19 protein-coding genes are annotated in these 20,424 nt (G+C 71.9%); 6 read left to right on the top strand and 13 right to left on the bottom strand.

The genetic code is table 11. The annotated features are described in order from the left end of the window. Positions 1-78: 78 nt before the first annotated feature. Positions 79-1,581 (bottom strand): metallophosphoesterase, encoded by a 1,503-nt coding sequence (locus ACFZBP_RS39750; RefSeq protein ID WP_391420838.1) that lies wholly within the window; start codon positions 1,579-1,581, stop codon positions 79-81. Between the two features lie 81 nt (positions 1,582-1,662). Further along, complete coding sequence (locus ACFZBP_RS39745; protein WP_391420837.1) at positions 1,663-2,541, bottom strand: MHYT domain-containing protein; 879 nt, start codon at positions 2,539-2,541, stop codon at positions 1,663-1,665. Between the two features lie 337 nt (positions 2,542-2,878). On the opposite strand from ACFZBP_RS39745, the gene ACFZBP_RS39740 reads away from it, so the two are divergent. Then, a complete protein-coding gene (locus ACFZBP_RS39740) occupies positions 2,879-3,829 on the top strand; it encodes an arginase family protein (RefSeq protein ID WP_391420836.1) in 951 nt (316 codons plus the stop codon). Here the strand turns inward: ACFZBP_RS39740 and ACFZBP_RS39735 are convergent. From ACFZBP_RS39735 to ACFZBP_RS39725, 3 genes are all read right to left on the bottom strand, one after another. Continuing rightward, positions 3,807-4,370 carry a dihydrofolate reductase family protein gene (locus ACFZBP_RS39735; RefSeq protein ID WP_383452853.1) on the bottom strand — a complete coding sequence of 188 codons (564 nt, stop codon included), beginning with the start codon at positions 4,368-4,370 and terminating at the stop codon, positions 3,807-3,809. The two genes, ACFZBP_RS39740 and ACFZBP_RS39735, sit on opposite strands and share 23 nt — an antisense overlap. Before the next feature lie 108 nt (positions 4,371-4,478). After that, positions 4,479-5,669 (bottom strand): MFS transporter, encoded by a 1,191-nt coding sequence (locus tag ACFZBP_RS39730; RefSeq protein WP_391420835.1) that lies wholly within the window; start codon positions 5,667-5,669, stop codon positions 4,479-4,481. Between the two features lie 56 nt (positions 5,670-5,725). Beyond that, positions 5,726-6,526, bottom strand: coding sequence for a DUF899 family protein (locus ACFZBP_RS39725; protein WP_391420834.1), 801 nt, complete (start codon positions 6,524-6,526; stop codon positions 5,726-5,728). Positions 6,527-6,799: 273 nt separating this feature from the next. Between ACFZBP_RS39725 and ACFZBP_RS39720 the strand changes: the two genes are divergently transcribed. Together ACFZBP_RS39720 and ACFZBP_RS39715 are read left to right on the top strand one after the other, a co-directional pair. Further along, positions 6,800-8,164 (top strand): MFS transporter, encoded by a 1,365-nt coding sequence (locus tag ACFZBP_RS39720; protein ID WP_391420832.1) that lies wholly within the window; start codon positions 6,800-6,802, stop codon positions 8,162-8,164. A gap of 235 nt (positions 8,165-8,399) precedes the next feature. After that, on the top strand, positions 8,400-9,014 hold the full coding sequence (locus ACFZBP_RS39715) for a dihydrofolate reductase family protein (RefSeq protein ID WP_383452864.1): 615 nt from the start codon (positions 8,400-8,402) through the stop codon (positions 9,012-9,014). Positions 9,015-9,057: 43 nt separating this feature from the next. Here the strand turns inward: ACFZBP_RS39715 and ACFZBP_RS39710 are convergent, their stop codons facing one another. Both ACFZBP_RS39710 and ACFZBP_RS39705 read right to left on the bottom strand, forming a co-directional pair. Beyond that, on the bottom strand, positions 9,058-9,813 hold the full coding sequence (locus tag ACFZBP_RS39710) for a dienelactone hydrolase family protein (protein WP_391420831.1): 756 nt from the start codon (positions 9,811-9,813) through the stop codon (positions 9,058-9,060). 122 nt (positions 9,814-9,935) lie between these two features. Continuing rightward, positions 9,936-10,556, bottom strand: a complete 621-nt coding sequence (locus tag ACFZBP_RS39705) for an L-threonylcarbamoyladenylate synthase (protein ID WP_391420830.1) — start codon at positions 10,554-10,556, stop codon at positions 9,936-9,938. A gap of 184 nt (positions 10,557-10,740) precedes the next feature. Between ACFZBP_RS39705 and ACFZBP_RS39700 the strand changes: the two genes are divergently transcribed. Beyond that, positions 10,741-12,252 carry a helix-turn-helix domain-containing protein gene (locus ACFZBP_RS39700; protein WP_391420829.1) on the top strand — a complete coding sequence of 504 codons (1,512 nt, stop codon included), beginning with the start codon at positions 10,741-10,743 and terminating at the stop codon, positions 12,250-12,252. A 146-nt stretch (positions 12,253-12,398) separates the two neighbouring features. Here ACFZBP_RS39700 and ACFZBP_RS39695 read toward each other — a convergent pair whose 3' ends face one another. The 6 genes from ACFZBP_RS39695 to ACFZBP_RS39670 are packed head-to-tail and all read right to left on the bottom strand — an operon-like array spanning position 12,399 to position 17,720. Beyond that, positions 12,399-13,640, bottom strand: coding sequence for a cytochrome P450 (locus ACFZBP_RS39695; RefSeq protein WP_391420828.1), 1,242 nt, complete (start codon positions 13,638-13,640; stop codon positions 12,399-12,401). Beyond that, entirely contained in the window at positions 13,637-14,875 is a 1,239-nt protein-coding gene (locus tag ACFZBP_RS39690) for a cytochrome P450 (protein WP_391420827.1), read from the bottom strand. The genes ACFZBP_RS39695 and ACFZBP_RS39690 overlap by 4 nt, the downstream gene beginning before the upstream one ends. Beyond that, a complete protein-coding gene (locus ACFZBP_RS39685) occupies positions 14,872-15,504 on the bottom strand; it encodes an ATP/GTP-binding protein (RefSeq protein ID WP_391420826.1) in 633 nt (210 codons plus the stop codon). Before ACFZBP_RS39685 ends, ACFZBP_RS39690 begins: the two co-directional genes overlap by 4 nt. Next, complete coding sequence (locus ACFZBP_RS39680) at positions 15,476-15,838, bottom strand: DUF742 domain-containing protein (RefSeq protein WP_383452877.1); 363 nt, start codon at positions 15,836-15,838, stop codon at positions 15,476-15,478. Before ACFZBP_RS39680 ends, ACFZBP_RS39685 begins: the two co-directional genes overlap by 29 nt. Continuing rightward, on the bottom strand, positions 15,835-16,257 hold the full coding sequence (locus tag ACFZBP_RS39675; protein WP_383452879.1) for a roadblock/LC7 domain-containing protein: 423 nt from the start codon (positions 16,255-16,257) through the stop codon (positions 15,835-15,837). Before ACFZBP_RS39675 ends, ACFZBP_RS39680 begins: the two co-directional genes overlap by 4 nt. Continuing rightward, positions 16,254-17,720, bottom strand: a complete 1,467-nt coding sequence (locus ACFZBP_RS39670; protein WP_391420825.1) for an ATP-binding protein — start codon at positions 17,718-17,720, stop codon at positions 16,254-16,256. The genes ACFZBP_RS39675 and ACFZBP_RS39670 overlap by 4 nt, the downstream gene beginning before the upstream one ends. A 293-nt stretch (positions 17,721-18,013) precedes the next feature. Here ACFZBP_RS39670 and ACFZBP_RS39665 point away from each other — a divergent pair, with 293 nt between their 5' ends. Both ACFZBP_RS39665 and ACFZBP_RS39660 read left to right on the top strand, forming a co-directional pair. Beyond that, on the top strand, positions 18,014-18,250 hold the full coding sequence (locus tag ACFZBP_RS39665; protein ID WP_370253085.1) for a hypothetical protein: 237 nt from the start codon (positions 18,014-18,016) through the stop codon (positions 18,248-18,250). Between the two features lie 338 nt (positions 18,251-18,588). After that, the gene (locus ACFZBP_RS39660) at positions 18,589-20,343 is read left to right on the top strand and encodes an AMP-binding protein (protein ID WP_391420824.1); all 1,755 of its coding nucleotides are present in this window, start codon (positions 18,589-18,591) and stop codon (positions 20,341-20,343) included. Positions 20,344-20,424 lie beyond the last annotated feature (81 nt).

The following is a 20,424-nucleotide window of genomic DNA, read 5'->3' as shown; positions in this document are numbered from 1 at the left end:
ACTCCTCCATCTTTGAAACTTCAATGGCCTGCGTCACTGCCAACTCGATCACGGCCCGCCCTGTTCCCGCCGCCGCGCTCAGATCAGCGGGATCGTCACCTCGTCCTCGACCGGCGGTTCCAGCTCCTGGGCGAGGCTGCCCGTCGCGGCGTAGCAGCGCAGGCGGACGGTCTCCGGGGTGACGTCGAGACGGAGGAACTGCTTGAAGAACGGCGGGCTGTACGTCGCCGAGCTCGGGGAGAACAACGACGTGTAGATCTTGCGCACCGGGAGGCGGAAGCGCGCGGTGCGGTCGGGGCGGCGGCCCGCGCCGAGCAGGGCGGCCACCAGACGGGTGCGCCAGGTGATGCGGGACGTGCGCTGCTGGGCCCGGGTCAGCGGGATCCCGAGCCGCTCGGCGACGACGGCCGACGCCTCGGCCTCGCTGAGCGTGAAGAAGCGGCGCATACGCAGCCGGCGGCCGTACAGCCTGCTGTAGAAGGCCAGCGAGTCACCGCGCAGCGGATAGCAGCGGAACTCCTTCTCGGTGACGTTCGCCATGTCGACGCGCGGGATGGTGTGCGTGGCGTGCATGAACGCCCCGCCGCCGCCCGAGACCACGTACTGGATCGTGCGGCCGTCCACCTGCACCGGGTAGCGCTGGTAGTTGTGGATGTCACCACCGATCGCCGCGACGTAGCGGTGCGCCGGGTCCCGGACGATCTCGTCCACGGTCCCGCCGCCCTCGATCGCGCAGGGGTGGTGTTCGCCGTCCACGTACAGGGGCGAGCCGGTGACGAGGATCTTCGGGCGGGGGTCCTTCGACACCTCGCGCAGCCACGCGCCCTGCTCGGCGTCGATCGTCCCGAGCAGCCCGGTGTCGATGCCGACGATCCGTACCGGTCCGGCGTCGATCGCCCAGTACGGCCCGGGCTGGACGGCCTGTTGGGCTGCCGTCGACCGCAACTTCCGGTGCTCCGCGAGCCGTTGGCCGTCGCCCTCGCGCGGTCGGTGCCACAGCAGCGACCTCAGCCCGGCCCGGCTGAGCGCACGCGGCGCGGCCTCGGGCGCGAGGGGCGGGGCGTCGTCGCAGAAGACGCGCATGAACGCGCCGAGATCCTCGTACCAGTCGTGGTTGCCGGGTATCGCGTAGATCGGTGCCTGGTACTCCTGGTACGGCCGGAAGAACTTGCCGCCGTAGTCGTCGGCGCTGCCCACCGGGTAGATGACGTCACTCGCGAGGACCGCGAACCTCGTGTCCTGACCCGTCCTCAAGAACCCCGGCACGACGGCGTACTGAGGATCGTCGCCCTCTCCGGTGTCGCCGATGACGAGGAAGGAGAACCGGTCCGGATCGTCACGCCGGATCACCTTGTCGGCCGGCGCGCCCGCCGCCGCCCGCTGGGCCACCCAGCGGTTGCGCGTACGGCCCGTGGGGTCACCGAACCAGGACGCCAGGACCCCGTTGCGGGCGGCCCACAGCATTCTCGGGTCCAGCCAGGAGATCTTCTCGACCTTGTGCGGCATCAGCCGCTTGTACGTGCCGAGTTCGGCGGCGCCCCAGCCGGCGCCTTCGGCGGTATCGCGTGAGGAGTCAGACACCTGTGCACCGTAACAATGATCTAGAGAACGCCGAGAAGGGGAGCGCGACCCCGGGCGCGTCGCCACGCTCCCGCTCCAGGGTCATCCCTTGCGGGCGTACGGGTTCCGATGAGGCCGCGCTGCCTTGACGGAGGTCTCGAACTCCGGCTCGTGGCGGGGCGGTTGCTCGATGACGCCGGCGGTCGTTCCCGTGCGCCGATCGGTGCCGGACCGGCTGCGGTCGCCCTCACCGAGGACCAGCAGCGGGTCGAACATCACCACCACTCCGGCCAGTACGAGGAAGACGATCGGGCCCAGGAGCATCGGAAGCAGCAGTGAGGAGGGCGAGTCCCCCGTCCACGACGAGCCGCTCGTGCCGTGCAGATGCACGCTCACGGCGGCCATGCCGGTGTAGTGCATGCCGGACACGGCGATGCCCATGACCAGGCTGGCGCCGAGGCTGGTCAGAAAGCCGCGGATGGTGACGGCCGCCCACAGCGCGGCGGTCGCGGCGACGATGGCGATCAGCACGGAGAGGCTCACGGCGAACACGTCGTACCGGATGCTGCCGTCCAGGCGCAGCGCCGCCATGCCCAGATAGTGCATCGCCGCCACACCGAGTCCGGTGATCACGCCCGCGCCGGTCAGCGCGCCCTTGCCCGCGCCCCGGTAGCCCACGATGAACACGCCGATGCCGACCACGACGATCGCCACGCCGAGGCTGAGCACGGTGAGGCCCGTGTCGTAGCGGATGCGGGCCTCCTCGACCTGGAAGCCGATCATCGCGATGAAGTGCATCGTCCAGATGCCGCAGCCGATCGACGCGGCGCCCAACGCCAGCCAACCGGGCCGCCAGGACTCCCCGTCGAGCAGGGAGCGGACGATGCACCGCAGCCCTAACGCCCCTCCCAGGCAGGCCATCAGATAGGCCGCCACCGGGGTCACCGCACCATAGCGGAACCCGTCAATCGTCCCTTGCATAAGCCAACTCCCCCCAGAGCCCTGGCCAGTTGTGGTGCCAGTTGGAGCAAGGTTCTACGTGTCAAGGGTGCGTAAAGCAAGCCTTTACCGCCGGTAGTCGTTGAACTCCGCACCATCGGGAGTCGACTCCGGTCGCTCACGGGCGAGTTCCGGCCAGGCGGACGCGTTTGCCCGGGAAAGCCGGCCGTGAGCTGCTAGGAGAGGGATCCCCGGGGGCGTGATCCACCCCCTGCCCCCGGCCCGGGGTGGGCCACGAGTGGTGGCCGTACCCAGGATGTGGCACAGATGGACTGAGGAGGGCGGCAGGAGAGGGCGGCGACGACGGAGAGGGCCGGACATGCGGGAACTCGCGATCATCGAGGCGCCGTCGGTGCTCGGCCTGCGGCCCACAGGGGTGCAGGAGCTTCCGACGGCGCTGCTCGGCGCCGGTCTGTCGGCCGGTCTCGACGCGGTACGGGTCGGCCGGGTCGAACCACCGGCCTACGACGCGACGCGGGACGCCGACACCGGAGTACTGAACCCGCACGGCATCGTGGACTACTCGGCCCGACTGGCCGACGCCGTCGGCGACGTCCTGGACGCGGGCGGATTCCCGGTCGTCCTCGGCGGAGACTGCAGCATCCTGCTCGGCAACCTCCTCGCCCTGCGCCGCCGCGGACAGCGTCCCCGGCTGCTGTTCCTGGACGGTCACACCGACTTCTACCAGCCCTCGGCGGAGCCGTACGGCGAGGCGGCCTCGATGGACCTCGCCCTCGCCACGGGACGCGGGCCTCGGCTGCTCACCGACCTCGAGGGCCGCGGCCCTCTGGTGCGGGACGAGGACGTCGTGGCCTTCGGTTTCCGCGACGCCGACGAATCGGAGCAGGCCGGAATGCAGCCGCTTCCGCCCGGGCTGCACGCCATCGACCTCGACGGCGTACGGGCGTCGGGTGCCGCCACGGCGGCACGGCGGGCGGTCGACCGGCTCACCGCCGGAACCGGAAGCGGCGCCGCGTTCTGGGTCCATCTGGACGTAGACGTCCTGGACGACGCGATCATGCCCGCCGTCGACTACCGACTCCCCGGCGGTCTGAGCTGGGAGGAGCTGGAGACGGTGCTGCGCACGGCACTGGGCGACCCGGGAGCGGTCGGGCTGGACGTCACGATCTTCAACCCACGTCTGGACGCCGACGGCATGATCGCCGGCCGTCTCACCGAGTGCCTGCGCCGAGGGCTGTCGGCACCCGCGGATCGACGACCCGGCAAGCGCGACGCCCCGACCCGACCTAGCGCTTCACGCGGTAGCTGAGGCCGACGAACTTCGAGTTGAAGGTGCGGGTCTCGACGAGTTCGAGATCCACCCGGCGCTCGTCCCGGGGAAAGAACGGGATGCCACCGCCGACCAGCACCGGGTAGACGATGGCCCGGTACTCGTCGATCAGCCCCGACGCGGCCGCCTCGGTGGCGAGTGTCGCGCCGCCGATCGCGATCTCGCCCTCTCCCGGCTCGGCCCGCAGCCGCTTGATCTCCTCCGCGACGCTGCCGGAGGCGAGGCGGGCGGTGCCCTGCACCGTCGACAGCGTGGTGGAGAACACCACCTTGGGCAGCGGCTTCCAGAGCGCGGCCCACTCGAGCTGATCGTCGCCGAGCGAGGGATCCTGGTCGGCGGTCTCCCAGTACAGCATCGTCTCGTACAGCCGCCGCCCCAGCAGGTGGACGTCGACCCCGCGGATGTCTTCGATCCAGAAGCGGAAGACGTCGTCGTCGGGCGCGGACCAGTCGAAACTGCCGTCCGGCCCCACGATGTAGCCGTCCAGCGAGACGTTCATCGAATAGGTCACCTTGCGCATCAGCAGTCCTCCTCGGTACAGGGTTCGACAGTGAGACCGCCGGACGGCGCGAAACTCATCGCCGCCGACTCGCGGGATCCCGGGCAGGGTCGGCGCACGGCAGAGCCTTCATGTCCTCGCCGGCACCGGTCGCCGCAGCAGATAGGCCGCCGCGGACGACACCAGGACGGTCATGCAGGCGATGAACACCAGCCCAGCGCCCTCCAGACCCATCGGATCGGCCAGCACGCCCACACCGATCACCGGGACCGAGATGCCCGTGTAGGCCACCACGAACAGCGTCGAGATCACGGCCGCCCGCTGCTCCGGCGGAGACGCCGCCGCGACCGCGGACAGCGCCCCACGGAACGACAGCCCCTGCCCGATGCCGCCGACGATCGCGCTCAGCACCACCAGCGCCAGCAGATCCCACCACAGCGCGCCCGCGAGCAGCGCGAGACCGGCGAGCAGACCGGCGCAGCCCAGCGGCAGCGACCGACCGACCCCGACCCGGCCGACGGCCAGTTGCCCGGCGGTCGAGGAGAAGAACGCCAGTGCCACGACCAGCCCGCTCACGGCGTGGTTGCGTTCGTTCAGGGACTCGGCGAGAAACGCGGGACTGACCGAGGTGAACACCCCGAAGAGCGCGAAACCCACGAACGAGGCCATGGCCGCCGGCCCGAACACCGCCCGCACCTGCGGAGGCAGACTCGGCCGCTGCGGCCGTACGGTACGCGGCGAGCTCCGTTCCCGCACGGTCTCCGGAAGCCACAGCAGGACGGCGGTCGCGCACGCCACCAGGGCGAGGTGTACGGCGAACGGCAGGTACAGCGGCCAGGGCGCGTACTGCGCCAGCACCCCGGCCAGCAGCGGGCCGCACCCCAGTCCGCCCATGTTGGCGGCGGTCGCCACCAGCGTGGCCCGGGAGGCGCCGCCCGGCGGTGCCAGCTCCATCACGTACGCCGTGGCGGCCCCGGTGAGCAGTCCGGCCGAGAGCCCCGACATCAGCCGCCCCACGAACAGCCAGCCCAGCCCCGTGGCGCACAGGAAGCAGACGGCACTCGCGGCCGCGAAGCCCAGGCCCCACAGGATCACCGGCCGCCTGCCCACCGCGTCCGAGGCGTTGCCCACGAGCAGCAGCACGCCGATCACCGCGAAGGCGTACACGGCGTACACCACGGTGACCATCAGCTCGGAGAAGCCGAACTTGTCCTGGTAGTGACCGTAGAGCGGCGTCGGCAGCGTGGTGCCGGCCATGCACACGGCGAACACCGCGCCGCCGAGCACACACGCGAGCCAGCCTCGGCGATCACCGTCCATGCCGCCGACGGTAACGCCGCGCTCCGCCCCGACTCGGCCCGGCACGCCACCGGCGCTCACGCGTCGTACTCGTCGGGCAGCCGCAGACCGGGCCCGCCGACCTCCAGCCCGAGCGGCTCCGCGCGGCCCACCGGCTCCTCCCACGCCTCCTGACGGCCGAGGGCGGTGAGGTCCAGGTACGGATAGCAGTTGTGGAACTCCTCGATGCCGCGGCCGAACGTGGCGTACGTGTGGAAGACGTCGTCCCCGACCCGCAGGAACGCGCTGATGCCCGGATAGTCGCCGCGCATCCCCGCTGACCAAGGCGTGCCCTTCTCGGCGAGCTCGGCCTCGGAGCGGAAGAAGACCTGGACCGTTGCGACCCGGTCGTCGACGGTGGCATGGAAGTCGTAGTTGAAGTCGCTGGCGGCCGACGAATACCAGGGGAAGGTCCACCCCATCCGTGCGCGGTACGCGGCGAGCTTCTCGTACGGCGCCCGGCTGACCGCGACCAGCGACGTGTTGCGCACGTGCAGCTGCCGCAGCCGGGCGGGGATCTGGTCGGCCGCGGAGGAGCAACTGCTGCACCCCGTGTCGCGGGGGTGCTCGGTGCCGTCCGCGTCGAGGTCGTACGTCCACATGAAGTGGTGCACGACCAGCTGGGGCCGCCCCTCGAACAGATCGAGCAGACCGACCCGTCCGTCCGGCCCCTCGAAGGAGTACGGCTTGTCGACGCGGACCATCGGCAGCCGCCGCCGCTCGGCGTTGACCCGGTCCCGTGCCCGGGTGAGCTCCTTCTCCCGTGCCAGCAGCTCCTTGCGGGCGGCGAGCCACTCCTCGCGCGAAACCACCTCCGGCAGGTGCGGCAACGAAGTCATCCAGGACCTCCCCACGCGTGGTGCTGCTGAAGACATGACCGCTCTCACGGACCGGCCGGGCCGGGCCCACCTCCAGCTTGCGCTCTCCTTGCCGACGGGGCACATCCGCCGACGAGCCCGGCGCCGTCACTTCCGTCCAAGAGCCGTCGATCTTTGTCCATGGGCGGATCCGTCACCACGCGTGAGGGTGGTCCCATGAGCGAATTCGGGGCCAGCGACACGGACTTCCTCGGACAAGGGCGCGCGAGCGAACGGCCACGTACGCCTGCACGCATGCCGAGCGGACTCCTCGCGCTGGCACTGGGCGGCTTCGGTATCGGGCTGACGGAGTTCCTGATCGCCGGGCTGCTGCCGCAGGTGGCGGCGAGCTTCGCGGTGTCCGAGGCGGCTGCGGGTCGGCTGATCTCCGGGTATGCGCTCAGCGTCGCGATCGGCGCCGTCGCGCTGACCGCGGCGACGGCGCGGCTGCCCAGGAAGCAGGTCCTGGTGGGCCTGCTGGTGTTGTTCGTGGTCGGCAACCTGTTGTCGGCGGTCGCGCCCAGCTATCCGGTGATGATGCTCGGGCGGATCGTCGCGGCGCTCTGCCACGGCTCGTTCTTCGGGATCGGCTCGCTCGTCGCCCGCGACATGGTGGCGCCGGAGAGGAAGTCCCGCGCGGTGGCCGTCATGTTCGCCGGACTGACCGTCGCCAACGTGCTCGGTGTGCCGTTCGGCGCGCTGGTCGGGGAGCGCTGGGGCTGGCGGGCGGCCTTCTGGGCGGTCACCGCGATCGGCGTGCTGGCCCTGGCCGGGATCGTCACGCTCGTCCCGGACCGCGCGGACCCGACACCGCCGCCGACTGACCGGACAGTGCCGCCGACAGCGCCGACCGCCGGCCTGCGGGCCCAGCTCCGGGCCTTCCGGTCCCGGCAGGTCTGGGTCCCGGACCGCGCGGACCCGACACCGCCGCCGACTGACCGGACAGTGCCGCCGACAGCGCCGACCGCCGGCCTGCGGGCCCAGCTCCGGGCCTTCCGGTCCCGGCAGGTCTGGCTGACCCTGACGGCCACCGCGCTCGGCTACGGCGGGATGTTCGGCGCCTTCAGCTACATCGCCTACACCTTCACCGAGGTCGGCGGCTTCTCCTCGGCGGACGTCGCCTGGCTGCTGATGGTCTACGGCGTCGGCCTGGTCGTCGGCAACCTGGTCGGCGGCCGGGCGGCCGACCACGACCGGGACCGCACCCTGGTCCTCTCCCTGCTCGGCCTCACCGTCACCCTGGCCGCGTTCGGCCTCCTTGCGGACAGCGCCCCCGCATCGGTGATCCTCGCGTTCCTGCTGGGGCTGACCGGCTTCGCCGGCGTACCCGGCCTGATCACCCGCGTCACCGACCACGCCCACGGCGCGGCACTCGCCGCCGGCGCCAACGTCTCGGCGTCCAACCTCGGCAACGCCCTCGGTGCCTGGCTCGGCGGTCTGGCCATCACAGCGGGCCACGGCTACACGTCACCGCTCTACGTCGGCGCCGGGATCGTCCTGACGGCGACGGCCGTCATGACCGTCGCGGCGTACACCGCCAGGCCCGGTCCGCCGGGGCGTCGGCCCTGCCCCAGAAGTGCTCGCCGCGGGAAGGGTGGGTCGGCAGGCCCAGGCCGGTGAGCCACGGTTCGCCGTCGGCGCGTCGGGATCCGTCTCCGGCAACGCCGAAACCGTGCGGGTCGCCCTTGTTCCCAGATCCGTGCCGTCGAAGGTCTTCCACTCCTCGTCCACGAGCCTGCGGGCGTCGTGCCCCGAAAGCCGCCACGCACGTATGCCCAGAGCTCTGTCGAAAGTGCCTGCCCCCGATCGACGTGAGAGTGAAGGCAGTACACCCGAGGAACCTGGAGCACCCATCGTGATCGTGACCGCGGACCTGGCCATCTCCCTCGACGGCTACATCGCCGGCACCGATGTCACCCTCGACAACCCCGGAGGGAACGGCGCCGAGCCGCTCTTCGAGTGGATCCACAACCTGGCGAGCTGGCGGGAGCGCCAAGGCATGGGCGGAGGGGAGGAGAACCGGGACTCCGAGCTGATGCGGGAGTGGTTCGACGCCACCGGCGCGGTGATCATGGGCCGGACGATGTACGACACGGGCGAGGAGTTCTGGGGTGCGAACCCGCCCTTCCGGACCCCGGTCTTCGTCCTCACCCACCGCCCCCGGCCGACCCTCGTCAAGGAGGGCGGCACCACCTTCACCTTCGTCACCGACGGCGTCCACGGCGCCCTCGACCGGGCGAAGGCCGCCGCCGGTGACCGCAACGTCGACATCGCGGGCGGGGCGAGCACCGTGCGGCAGTACCTCGCCGAGGGACTCATCGACGAACTGCAACTGCACGTGGTGCCCGCGCTCCTCGGTGACGGCCTGCGGCTCTTCGAGGGCCTGGGCGCCCGGCGACGTGACCTCGAACCGGTCCGGGTGGTCGACACCCCCCTCGCCACTCACCTGAAGTACCGCTTCGTGAGATGACGCGGCGGCCGGCGAAAGGCGACGGGAGTCCCTGCCCCAGCCGTCAGAACGTGCGCTTCAGCAGGTCCAGCAGCGCCGCCCAGTGCCGCTCGTCGCCCTCGCGGTGGTAGGAGGCGGTGTCGGCCTGGGTGAACCCGTGCCCCGCACCGGGGTAGACCTCGCAGTGATGCCGGACCCCTGCCGCGGTGAGCGCGGCCTCCAGACGCTCGATCTGCTCGAGCGGCAGGGACGGGTCCTGGTCGGCGTGGCCGAAGTACAGCTCGGCGGTGATGTGTTCGGCCACCAGGTGCGGGCTGTCCGGCGCCTCGGTGGCGAGCCGGCCGCCGTGGAACCCGGCCGCCGCCGCGACCCGGTCCGGAAACGTGCCGGCGGTGAGCAGGGAAAGCCGGGCCCCCATGCAGTAACCGGTCAGCGCCACCGGCCCGTCGGCCGCCACGGGGCAGCCGGCCAGCCAGCGCAAGTAGGCGTCCGCGTCCCGCATCGCCGCTTCCGGCGTCAGCGCCTGCATCACCGGCATGATGCTCTGGAAGATCTCCGGCCGGGCCCCGGGGTCGATGAACTCGGGCAACTCGAACACCGGGGCGCGCCCGTGACGGTAGAACACGTTCGGCACCAGCACCGTGTACCCGGCCTCGGCGAGCCGGTCCGCCATCGCCCGCAGCTGCGGGCGCAGACCGAAGGCGTCCATGTACAGCAGCACCGCCGGGCGGGGCGCGCCGTCGGCGGGGTGGGTCAGATAGGCGTCGGCGGTGCCGTCCTCGGTGGGGATGTCGACGGCGGTGCCCTGTACGGAGGTCATGGGGGTTGCCTCTCTGCGCAGTTCACGGCGAACGGGTCGCCGACCCGGTGGAACCGGGCCGCGCACATGGTTTCATGCAGCATTCAACCGTTCTCGGCGCCCCCTCCCGTTTGGGGACCCCTTTACTCGAACCGGGACGTGTCGCCCGCTCCCTTCCGCACGATCGCGGCCTCGCCGCCCGAGAAGTCGATCACCGTCGTCGGCTCGGTGCCGCAGTCCCCGGAGTCGACCACCGCGTCCAGCACATGGTCCAGCCGGTCCTTGATCTCCCAGCCCTGCGTCATCGGCTCCTCCTCGTCGGGCAGCAGCAGCGTGCTGGACAGCAGCGGCTCCCCGAGCTCGGCGAGCAGCGCCTGGGTGACGACATGGTCGGGGATGCGCACGCCGACCGTCTTCTTCTTCGGATGCTGCAGCATGCGCGGGACCTCCCTCGTCGCGGGCAGGATGAACGTGTAGCTGCCGGGCGTCGACGCCTTGATCGCGCGGAACACGTCGTTGTCGACCCGAACGAACTGGCCGAGCTGCGCGAAGTCCTGGCAGACGAGGGTGAAATGGTGCCGGTCGTCCAGGCGGCGAATGGCCCGGATCCGGTCGATGCCGTCACGGCTGCCCAGGCGGCAGCCCAGCGCGTAGCAGGAGTCCGTCGGATACGCGATGAGCGCACCGGAGCGGATGCTGTCCGCGACCTGGGAGACGGTGCGCGGCTGAGGGTTGTCGGGGTGCACGTCGAAGTACTTCGCCATTCGCCGAGCCTATGCCCTGGGCCCCCTGCGGCGACGCAGGCCCGGGCAGGGACCGGCGGATTGCGCTCCGCTCACCGGGAAACCCGTTCCCGGGCGCGAGCGCCGGCTTGCCGCCGCGCACGGGTGAGGTAACGTCCCGAGCGGTATGTCGTGAGTGAAAGTGCAGGACGAGGTGAAGGCCGACGTGGCTGGCAGAGAGGACGGGGTTCGTCGGACCGGGTCGGGCGGCACCGACACCTCGGTGTGGGCGCAGGAGTTGCTGGAGCACCTGCGGCCGAACGGCCGGGACGTCGGCCGGATCGTCGCGTGGCTCGCGGACGCCGTGCGGGGCACCGCCTCACTCCAGGACGACACCGGCACCCTGCTCACCGGCACCTGGCCGGACCTGGACGACGGCCTCGTCGCCGCCGTCGCCGCCGGACGCATCGCCTCCGCCGCCTGGGAGGGCCAGGGCCGCCACCTGCGACTGGTCAGGGTGGCGTACCCGAACCCGACTTCGGCCGGGGTGCTCGTGGTGGCGCGGGAGACGCCCTTCGACCGACGTGCCTCCGACATGGTCACGCACACCGTCCAGGTCATCGAACTCCTGCTGAAGGCGAGCGAGACGACCGCCGCCGGACACCGGCTCGCCCGGGCCACCTCCGATCTGCGCCTGGCCATCCTCCAGTTGCTGATGGTCGAGGACACCGTCTCCGCCCGCCGCGTCGCCGCCGGACTGTGGCCCGGCCTGCTCGACACCGACACGGCCTGTGTCCATGTCGTCGAGAGCCCCGCCGACGAACGCGACCGGCTCGCCGAGGAATGCCTGGACGTGACGGGCGAGCGGGCACTGGTCGTGCTCTGCCCGGCGGTGGACGAGCACGTCATCGTCGTGACGCCCGGCGAGGACGAGGCCGGGGAACTGCGGTCGCTGATCGGCCCCCGCCCGCGCACCTTCATCGGCGGCAGCGCCCGGCAGAGCCTGGCCCGCACCGCCACCGCCTACGGGCAGGCCGTCAGCGCCCTGGCCGTCGCGCACTTCCGCCCCGACAAGGCCGCGGTCTACGCCGAACGCACCCACCCCGAGCGCTTGATCGACCCCGCGCCCCTGCGCGGCTGGGCCGCCCACCTGCTGCGCCCGCTCGACACCCTGGCGCACCACACCCGCGCCGAACTGCTCGCCACCACCCGGCTGGGCCTGGAGTTCACGGCGGTGAGCGCCGCCAAGGTCCTCGGCGTCAGCCGCAACACCGTCCGCGCCCGCATGGAACGCGTGGAAGGCCTCCTGCGCACGGACTTCTCCGACCTGACCGCCCGTGCCGTGGTCCACCTGGCGCTCAACACCCAGGTCAGCCTCGCCGACGCCCCGGCCGACGACCGCACGTCGGAGGAGAGCCAGGCCTCCCTGTGCGACCTGCTCCGCGGGCCCGCCATGCACACCTGGGCGCAGGACGTCCTCGCACGCCTGGACCAGGACACCCGGGACCTGCGCCGCACCCTGCGCACCTGGATCGCCGAGGGCGGCAACGCCGAACGCGCCGCGCAGACCCTCGGCGTCCACGCCCAGACCGTCCGCGAGCACGTCCGCAGCGCCGAACCCGTCCTGGAACGGCAGCTTCTCGCCGGCGGCACGGACCTGTACGAGGTCGTCCTGGCGCACCTAGCGGTGGGCGATCTGGATCAGCCCGTACTCCCGGCGACGAAACCGGGCCTTTAGGACTCACTTGTGCACAGGTGAGTCCCGGCGGGACCGGATCGGGCACCGACGCGATACCCAAGCGCTCCGCCACAGACGTAAGTTCGACTTCCCGCGGGGGCACGACCGGAACGGGGGACCGGTCGCGTCCCCGCGCGCGTACCCGTTCAGGCCCGCAGCCGCACCGGGATCTCCTGCCAGCCGAACGCGATGAACGACGGCACCTGACGCAGCTCCTTCTCGTCCACGGCCAGCCGCAGGTCCGGGAAGCGTTCGAAGAGCGCGGGCAGCACCGTTCGGGCCTCGACGCGGGCCAGCGGCGCGCCGATGCACCGGTGCACCCCGACCCCGAACGCCAGATGGTCGTCCGCCCCGCGTGACGCGTCGAAGCGGTCCGCGTCCGGCCCGTAGTGCACGGGATCCAGCCCCGCGGCGGCGAACGTCGTGATGATGGCGTCCCCGGCCGGCACCGTCACGCCCCCGACCTCGATGTCGGAGACGGCGAACCGCAGCGGAAGCGACGCGATCGACGGGTGCACCCGCAGCGTCTCGTCGATCACCGCGTCCCAGCCGATCTCCCCGGAGCGCACGGCGGCCAGCTGCTCGGGGTGGGTCAGCAGGGCGACGACCGCGTTGCCGATGAGATTGACGGTCGTCTCGAAGCCGGCGCCGATCACCAGCAGCAGGGTGTAGACGAGCTCCTCGGCGCTGAGCCGGTCGCCGTCCTCGTCGCGCACCCGGATCAGCTCGGTCGTCAGATCGTCCCCGGGGTGCTCGCTGCGATGGGCGATCAGCGCGCCCAGCACCGAACCGATCTGCTCCTGCACGAACGCGGCGTGCTCCGGAGACGGGTCGGTGGTGTCCATGATCGCGGCGATCAGGGTGGCGGTGTCCTCGCGCAACTCCTCGGGCACGCCGAACAGTTCGCAGATCATCCGCATCGGCAGGGGGTGCGCGAGACCGGCCCTCAGATCCACCGACGACCCGCCGTCGTCGAGGGTGTCCAGGGCGTCGAGCAGCTCGGCGGTGATGGCCTGGACACGGGGCCGCATCATCTCCGTGCGCCGCTGGGTGAAGCTCGGCGCGACCAGCTTGCGCAGCCGCGCGTGGTCGGCGCCGTACGTCGAGAGCATGTTGACCACGCCGACCCAGCCCAGGATCCAGCCCCAGGAGGGGTGTTCGCCGATCTCGGGCCACAGCCGCCAGTGCAGCCGGGGGTCCTTGCTGACCCGAGGGTCGAGGATGAGTTCCTTGAGGGTGTCGTAGCCGGTGGGCGCCCAGGCGGGGATGCCGCCGGGCAGCTCCACGGGCACGATCGGACCGAGGGCGCGCAGCCGGGCGCTCTCGGCGGCGATGTCGGCGCCGAACGGGTCGATGGCGAATCGGTCGATGCGGTCGGTCACGGTCACGAGGGCACTCCAGGCTGGTCGGGTGAGCGAGGGCTGAACCGGACGGGCAGGGCGGTCAGCGAACGGTGGAAGGGGCCGGGCCGCCAGGTCAGCAGCGCCCGGGGCAGCACCGGCTCCAGGTCGGGCAGCCACTGGGTGAGCCGTTCGATCGCCTCGGTGGCGATGAGCAGCGTGTGCTGCCGGACCGGGCAGGCGTGCGGGCCCGCCGACCAGGACAGATGTGAGGCGTCCTTGGGATGCCGCCCCTCGGTGACCTCCTGCTCGGCGAAGTGGGCGAGCGCCCCGTAGGAGACGACCACCGGCACCGCGGCCCTGATCCAGGTGCCGTGGAACGACACCGGGTTACGGGCGTAGTGGATGCCGTAGTTGGCCAGCGGCGTCTCGTGGTGGAGCACCTCCACGACCGCGTCCATCACGGGGCGGGCCCCGCTGGTGAGCGTGGAGTAGTACAGCGGGTTGCCGAGGATGCGGGACAGCGCGTTCGAGACCAGGTTCGCCGTCGGCTCGTGCCCGGCCCCCAGGGTGAGGAACACCTGCCAGGTGACCTCCTCGGGCGTGAGCCCGGCCGGGTGGTCCAGCAGCCGGCTCGGCAGGTCGTCGCCCCGACGCTCGGCCTTGGCCGCGATCAGCTCCAGCACGTAACCGCCGTACTCCGCCTCGCCCTCGGCCGCCTCGGCGCCGCCCTCCATCATCTTGCCCAGCGCGCCGTCGAGCCGGTCGCTCTGACTGTCCGGCAGCCCGAAGAGGTTGTTGAACACCAGCGCCATCAGCGGTCGCGCGAAGTCGCCCACCAGATCGGCCTCGCCCTTCGGCCCGAACCGGCCCACCAGCACCCGCACCGCCCGGTGCACCCGCGCCCGCAGGTCGTGCGGCTCGATCAGGTCGAAGGTGTCGATCAGCGAGGTGCGGTACCGGACATGGGCCGCGCCGTCCGCGAACAGCGTGTTGGGCCGCCAGCGCATCATGCCCAGGATCGGCGAGTCGCCGGCGACCGTGGACTCCCACGGCCGCGGATCGTGCGAGAACGTCTCCGTGTCGTGCAGCAGATCCAGTGCCGCCTGCCGGTCGGTGACCACGTACGCGGGCACGCCCGGCGCCAGCTCCGCCCAGCCGACCGGCCCCTGGGCGCGCAGGGCGTCGTAGTAGCGGTACGGGTCCTGGGCGAAGCCGTCCTCCCACAGCCGCACGGGCGCCGAGCGGGTGAAGGCCTGCCGGTCGGGGGTCTGGGTGGTCACCGGGCGTCCTCCGGAACGTTGCGGTCGATCAGGTGCTGGACCAGCGCGAGCAGCGCGTCCACCGACGAGTCGGCGTCCCGCGCGTCGCACGTGACCATCGGCGTGCCCGCCTCCAGGTCCAGGGCGGCGCGCAGCTGCTCCCGGGTGTGGTGCCGGGGCGAGTCCGGGAAGGTGTTGAAGGCGACGGCGTACGGCAGCCCCGACTCCTCCACCAGCCCCAGCACGTCGAAGGACGCGTCGATCCGCCGGCTGTCGACCAGGACGAGGGCGCCCAGCGCGCCGTAGGCGATGTCGTCCCACAGCGCCCGGAACCGCTCCTGCCCGGGCGTACCGAACAGATACAGCACGACCCCGCCCGGCAGGCTGATCCGGCCGAAGTCGACGGCGACGGTGGTCGTCGACTTGTCCCGCACCCCGGCCAGGTCGTCCACCTGCGCGGACGCCTCGCTGAGCGGCTCCTCGGTGTGCAGCGGCCGGATCTCGGACACGGAGTCGATCAGGGTCGTCTTGCCCACGCCGAAGGGGCCGGCGACCAGGATCTTGACCAGGTCACGGGCGGTGTCGGGCAGGTGGACGTCCCGCGGCGTGCCCCGTGCGGGGCTAGTTGTGCTTGAGGGCGCGAAGGCCATCGGCCACTCTCTCCAGCAGGTCGGGGTCGAAGCGTCGGGCGGGCGGGATCGGCGCGCGGGCCAGCACCAGCTCCCGGTCGACGAGTTCGCCGGCCAGCACCCGCACCGCCGACACCGGCAGCCGCAGCAGCGCCGCGGCCTCCACGACCGTCAGCGAACCGTCGACCAGGGCGTCCAGCAGCGCGAGTTGGGCGGCGGGCAGACCGGCGGGCGGCGACGTGCCGGTGCCGGTGAGCACCGACAGCCGTTCCAGCTGGGGCCGGCTGGGCCGGGCCACGCCACCGGTCGACAGATACGCGGGAACCAGGGGACGGCCGCCAGGGCGGCCCGTCATGCCGGTGCGCCGCCCTCGGCGTGCCGGGCCGCCGCGGCCATCGCCTTCTCGCCCAGTCTCGCCACCTGCGAGTGCACCCGGTGCGCCAGCAGGTCCAGGCGCACCTCCGTGTCCCCGTAGGCGGCCACACAGGTGCCGTGGTCCGTCGGCACGATCAGCACGTAACCGTGGTCCGACTCGATGACGACCTGCCGTACCTCGGCCCGGTCCCGGTCGGCGAACGCGGCGGCCGCCGTACGGCACGCCCCCTGCACGGTGCTGGTGATCGCGGCCACCCGCTCGGCCGAGGCCTGGCTGAGGGCGTCCGTGTACCCGGTGACCAGCCCGTCCCGCGTCAGCAGTACGGCGGCCACCACGTGCGGCACCTCCAGGACCGGTTCGAGCACCCATGCCGTGTCTCCCGTATCGCGGCTGGTCATCGAGCCGTTCCCCCTTCGTGGACGTTCTGGTCGGTCTCGTCGGTCTGATGGTCGTTCGCGGCCGCTCCCTCGGTCTGCGGTACGGCCGTGGAGGCACCGTCGGTGCGCTCACCGTCCTCGGAGCGGGCCGCGGCGGTCCCCGCCTGGAGCGCGCCGAGAGCGGCCGCGGCCTGCTCCGGCCGGCGTACCGCCTCCCGCGCCTCGGGCACGTCCCGCGCAGCGGCGGCCGCGCGTGTACGGCGCCGGCGCTGCGGCAGACCACCGGCGTCGCGTGGAGCGTGATGCCCGGGTACGGCGTCGGCGGCTTCGTCGTCGTGCTCGGCGCCGTAGCCGTGCGAGGTGGTGGGCGCCTCGGTCCGGGGCTCGACGGGTGCCTCGTCGCGGGAGGCCTTCCGGGTGGGGCGCGGCGCGCTCGCGGCGGGCGGTCGCTCGGTCGGGTCGATGGCGCTGAGCAGGTGGCTGTCGACCAGCAGCACGGCCCGCACCCCGCCGTACGGGGACGGCGAGGACAGATCCACGCTCAGGTCGAACTGCCGGGTCAGCTGTCCGATCGCGGCGAGCCCCATGCGGGGCGGATCCCCGAGGTCGGTGAGGAGGATCGGCTCGGACCCGGCCACCAGCCGCTGCGCGCGGGCGCGTTCGTCCCGGGTCATGCCCAGGCCCGAGTCGTCGACGGTGACGCAGACGCCGTGGTGGACGTGCTCCAGGTTGACCACGACGTCCGTGTCCGGCGCGGAGTGCCGCAGCGCGTTGTCCAGGAGTTCGGCGACGATGATCGCGACCGGCTCCACCGCGTGGGACACCAGCCCGGTGCCCGCGGCGAGGTGGTTGTGGACCCGGACCCGGTGGTAGCCCGCGAGCCGGGCCTGGCCGCCGGTCACCGCCTCCACCAGGTGCGACTCCTCACGGGCGAGCCCGACCCAGGCCCCGCACACCACGGCGGCGACCTGCGCCCGCCGCAGCGACTGCTCGTTCTCGTGGTCCAGTTGGAACAGGGTCTGCGCCAACTCGGGGTCGTCGTACTTCTGTTGCAGTTGCCGCAAGGCGTCCTGGAGCCGGTACAGGGCCGCCTGGATCTCGCGGGTCGCGCCCCGCATGCCCGCCTGCGCGGCGGCGTCGATCCGGGTGCGCTGGGTGGCCAGCTCGGCACGCAGCCCGGTCAGCACCTGCTCCAGGGCGAGGTCCAGGACGGAGCCCGCGGTCTGGGGATGCAGCGGCCCCGGCACGGTGACATGGGGGTGCGCCAGCTGCCGGGCGGCGGCGGGAACACGCTGCTGTGCGAGGTGCTCGACCTCTGCTGTGAACGCCTGCAGCACGCCCTTGAGTTGGCGGCGCAGGGCATCGATCTCGGCACGCTGCTTGGCCTGTTGCCGCTGTGCGCGCAGCAGACCGCCGCCCAGGGCGAGCGCGGACAGCATGCCGACGGCGAGACCGCCGGTCGCCAGGTCCGGTAGTTCGATCATCGAGTCGGATTCCCAGGAGTCGGTTCGGGGGCAGTCGGGCAGGGCTGGTTCCACGGCCGTGGGGCGAGGCGCTCGGAGCACAGTACACACCGTCATCGACCGGTCTCGCACGGTCGATCGATACTTCATTTCGAAACTGCCGGGACTCTGCTCACTTCTGCGCGGACTGTCTGAATTGACGTACAACATACGGGAGTTGACGCGGATGTCTGTCCTGGCCGGCACGGTGTGTGCGTGCTCGGACGACGGGTACTCGGCGAGGCCAGGAACCACCACGCCGGAGGAGGCCCGGAATGACCAGTGGCACCGAGACCGGTGGCGTGACCGGTACACAGGACAAGGACTACAACCTGATCTGGTACGTGGAGGCGTGCCTGAGCAACGCGCTGCGGCTGGAGAGCTACATCGAGGACGCGGAACGCGGCAAGGACACCGAGGTGGCCGACCTGTTCCGCAAGGCGCAGGCGGACAGCCGCAAGGGCGCCGAACTGGGTAAGACGCTCCTGCGCAGGCGGCTGAACGGTGGCTGAACGGCTGCTGAGCGAGCGGCCGTTCGAGGCCCGGACATCGCGAGGCCGGTGTCCGGGCCTTCGTCCGTCCGGCTGCCTTTCGCCTGGTCGGAAGCCGTGACGGAGCATGTGCGGCGGGTGTCACTTCGCGAACACGGCGTGGACACGTAGGGTTTACCTCCGTTCGGCCCGTCGACCGAACGGAGTTGCTATGGTCTTACTCGCCGGTAGCAAGCCGAACGGGGACGGGTGGGGGACGGGTCGACCGAGGCTGCCGCGCCCATCCAGCGCCTGGCTTTCGAACTCCAGTTCCTCGCCCACCGATCCAGACAGGTGAGACTCGCCAAATGGTTCGATCCATGGTCGATCTGCTGACCCAGCACGCCGCGCACCACCCCGACCGAACCGCCTACCGCCACCTCGTCACGGGCGACTGCGACGGCGAGATCCAGGAGATCTCCTACGGCCGTCTGGCCGCCCGTTCCCGTGCCGTGGCCGCCTGGCTCCAGGAGCGCGGCCTGGCCGGCACCCGCGCCATGCTGCTCTACCCGCCCGGCCTGGAGTTCATCAGCGGCTACCTGGGCTGCCTCGCCGCAGGGGTCGTCGCCGTACCGGGCGTCCCGCCGCAGGGCCGCGCGCACAACCACCGGGCCCTGACCCGGATGAAGCGGCTCATCGCCGACGCCGACGCCCGGGTGATCCTGGGCGACCGCGACGTGATCACGGCCCTGTCCGGCATGGCGGAGCAACTGCCCGAGCTCGCCGACCTCACCCGCGTCGCCACCGAGGACATCCCCGACGAGGCGTCCGCCGCCTGGCGCGAGCCCGACCTCACCGCCGACTCGGTCGCCTTCCTCCAGTACACCTCCGGCTCCACCTCCGCCCCGCGCGGGGTGATGGTCACCCACGGAAACCTGCTGGACAACGAGGGGATCCTCACCGAGTCCATGGGGCACACGCCGGACACCATCGAGGAGTACGGCCATGAGATGTTCGTCAGCTGGCTGCCCGTGTACCACGACATGGGCCTCATAGGCCCCGTCCTCAACACGGTCTACCTCGGCGTGACCGCCACCCTCTTCTCGCCGCTGCACTTCCTGCAGGATCCCCGGCGCTGGCTGACCGCGATCAGCCGCTACCGCCCGCACACCAGCGGCGGCCCGAACTTCGCGTACGAACTCTGCCTGAAGCACGCCGGCCCCGGACTCCTGGACGGCCTCGACCTCAGCAGCTGGAAGGTCGCCGTCAACGGCGCCGAACCGGTCCGGGCCGCCACCCTGAGGCGCTTCACCGAGACCTTCGCGCCGGCCGGCTTCCGCCGCGAGGCACTCCACCCCTGCTACGGCCTCGCCGAGTCCACCCTCATGGTCACGGGCAGCACCGCCCACACCGCGCCCACCCTCCTCCAGCCCGCCGAAACCGGCCCGCACGCCGGCCAGACCGACGCCGCCACCGTCAGCTGCGGCCTCCCCGGCCGGCACGTGACCGTCGTCATCGCCGACCCCCAGCGGCACGAGGAGCTGCCCGACGGCGAGGTCGGCGAGATCTGGGTGCGCGGCGCGAGCGTCGCCAAGGGCTACTGGCGCAACGCCCTCGCCACCCGCGAGACCTTCCGCGCCACCCTCGCCGGCCACGAGGGACGCTTCCTGCGCACCGGCGACCTCGGATTCCTGCACAACGGCGAACTCTTCGTCACCGGCCGCCTGAAGGACCTCATCGTCATCGACGGCCGCAACCACTACCCGCAGGACCTGGAACTGACCGCCGAGATGGCCCACCCGGCCCTGCGTCCCGGCTGCACCGCCGCGTTCTCCGTCGACGGTCTTGACGAAAGGGACACGGAGGGCGCGGGGGCCGCGGGGATCGGAGCCCGCGGTGAGCAGGCCGTCGTCGTCGCCGAGATCGCCCCGGACACGGCGTCCGAGGCCGAGAAGATCACCGACGTCATCCGCGGCGAGATCGGCGAGGCCCACGGCCTGTCCGTGCGTGACGTCGTCCTGGTCGAGCCGGGAACCATCCCCAAGACGTCCAGCGGCAAGATCCAGCGCCACGCCACCCGGGCGGCCTATCTGGACGGCACCCTCGCCGTCGTCGCCGCGCCCGACCCGAGCTGACCCGGACTGGTCGAGCGGCGGCCGCCGACACGACCACCGCCCGGCCGCAGCGCCCCAGCCGCCGTACCGCCACGCGCGCCC

Source organism: Streptomyces sp. NPDC008086 (assembly GCF_042957325.1).
Taxonomy (GTDB): Bacteria; Actinomycetota; Actinomycetes; order Streptomycetales; family Streptomycetaceae; genus Streptomyces.
The sequence above is the reverse complement of the archived record's forward strand: the minus strand, read 5'-3'. Positions and strand labels throughout refer to the sequence as shown.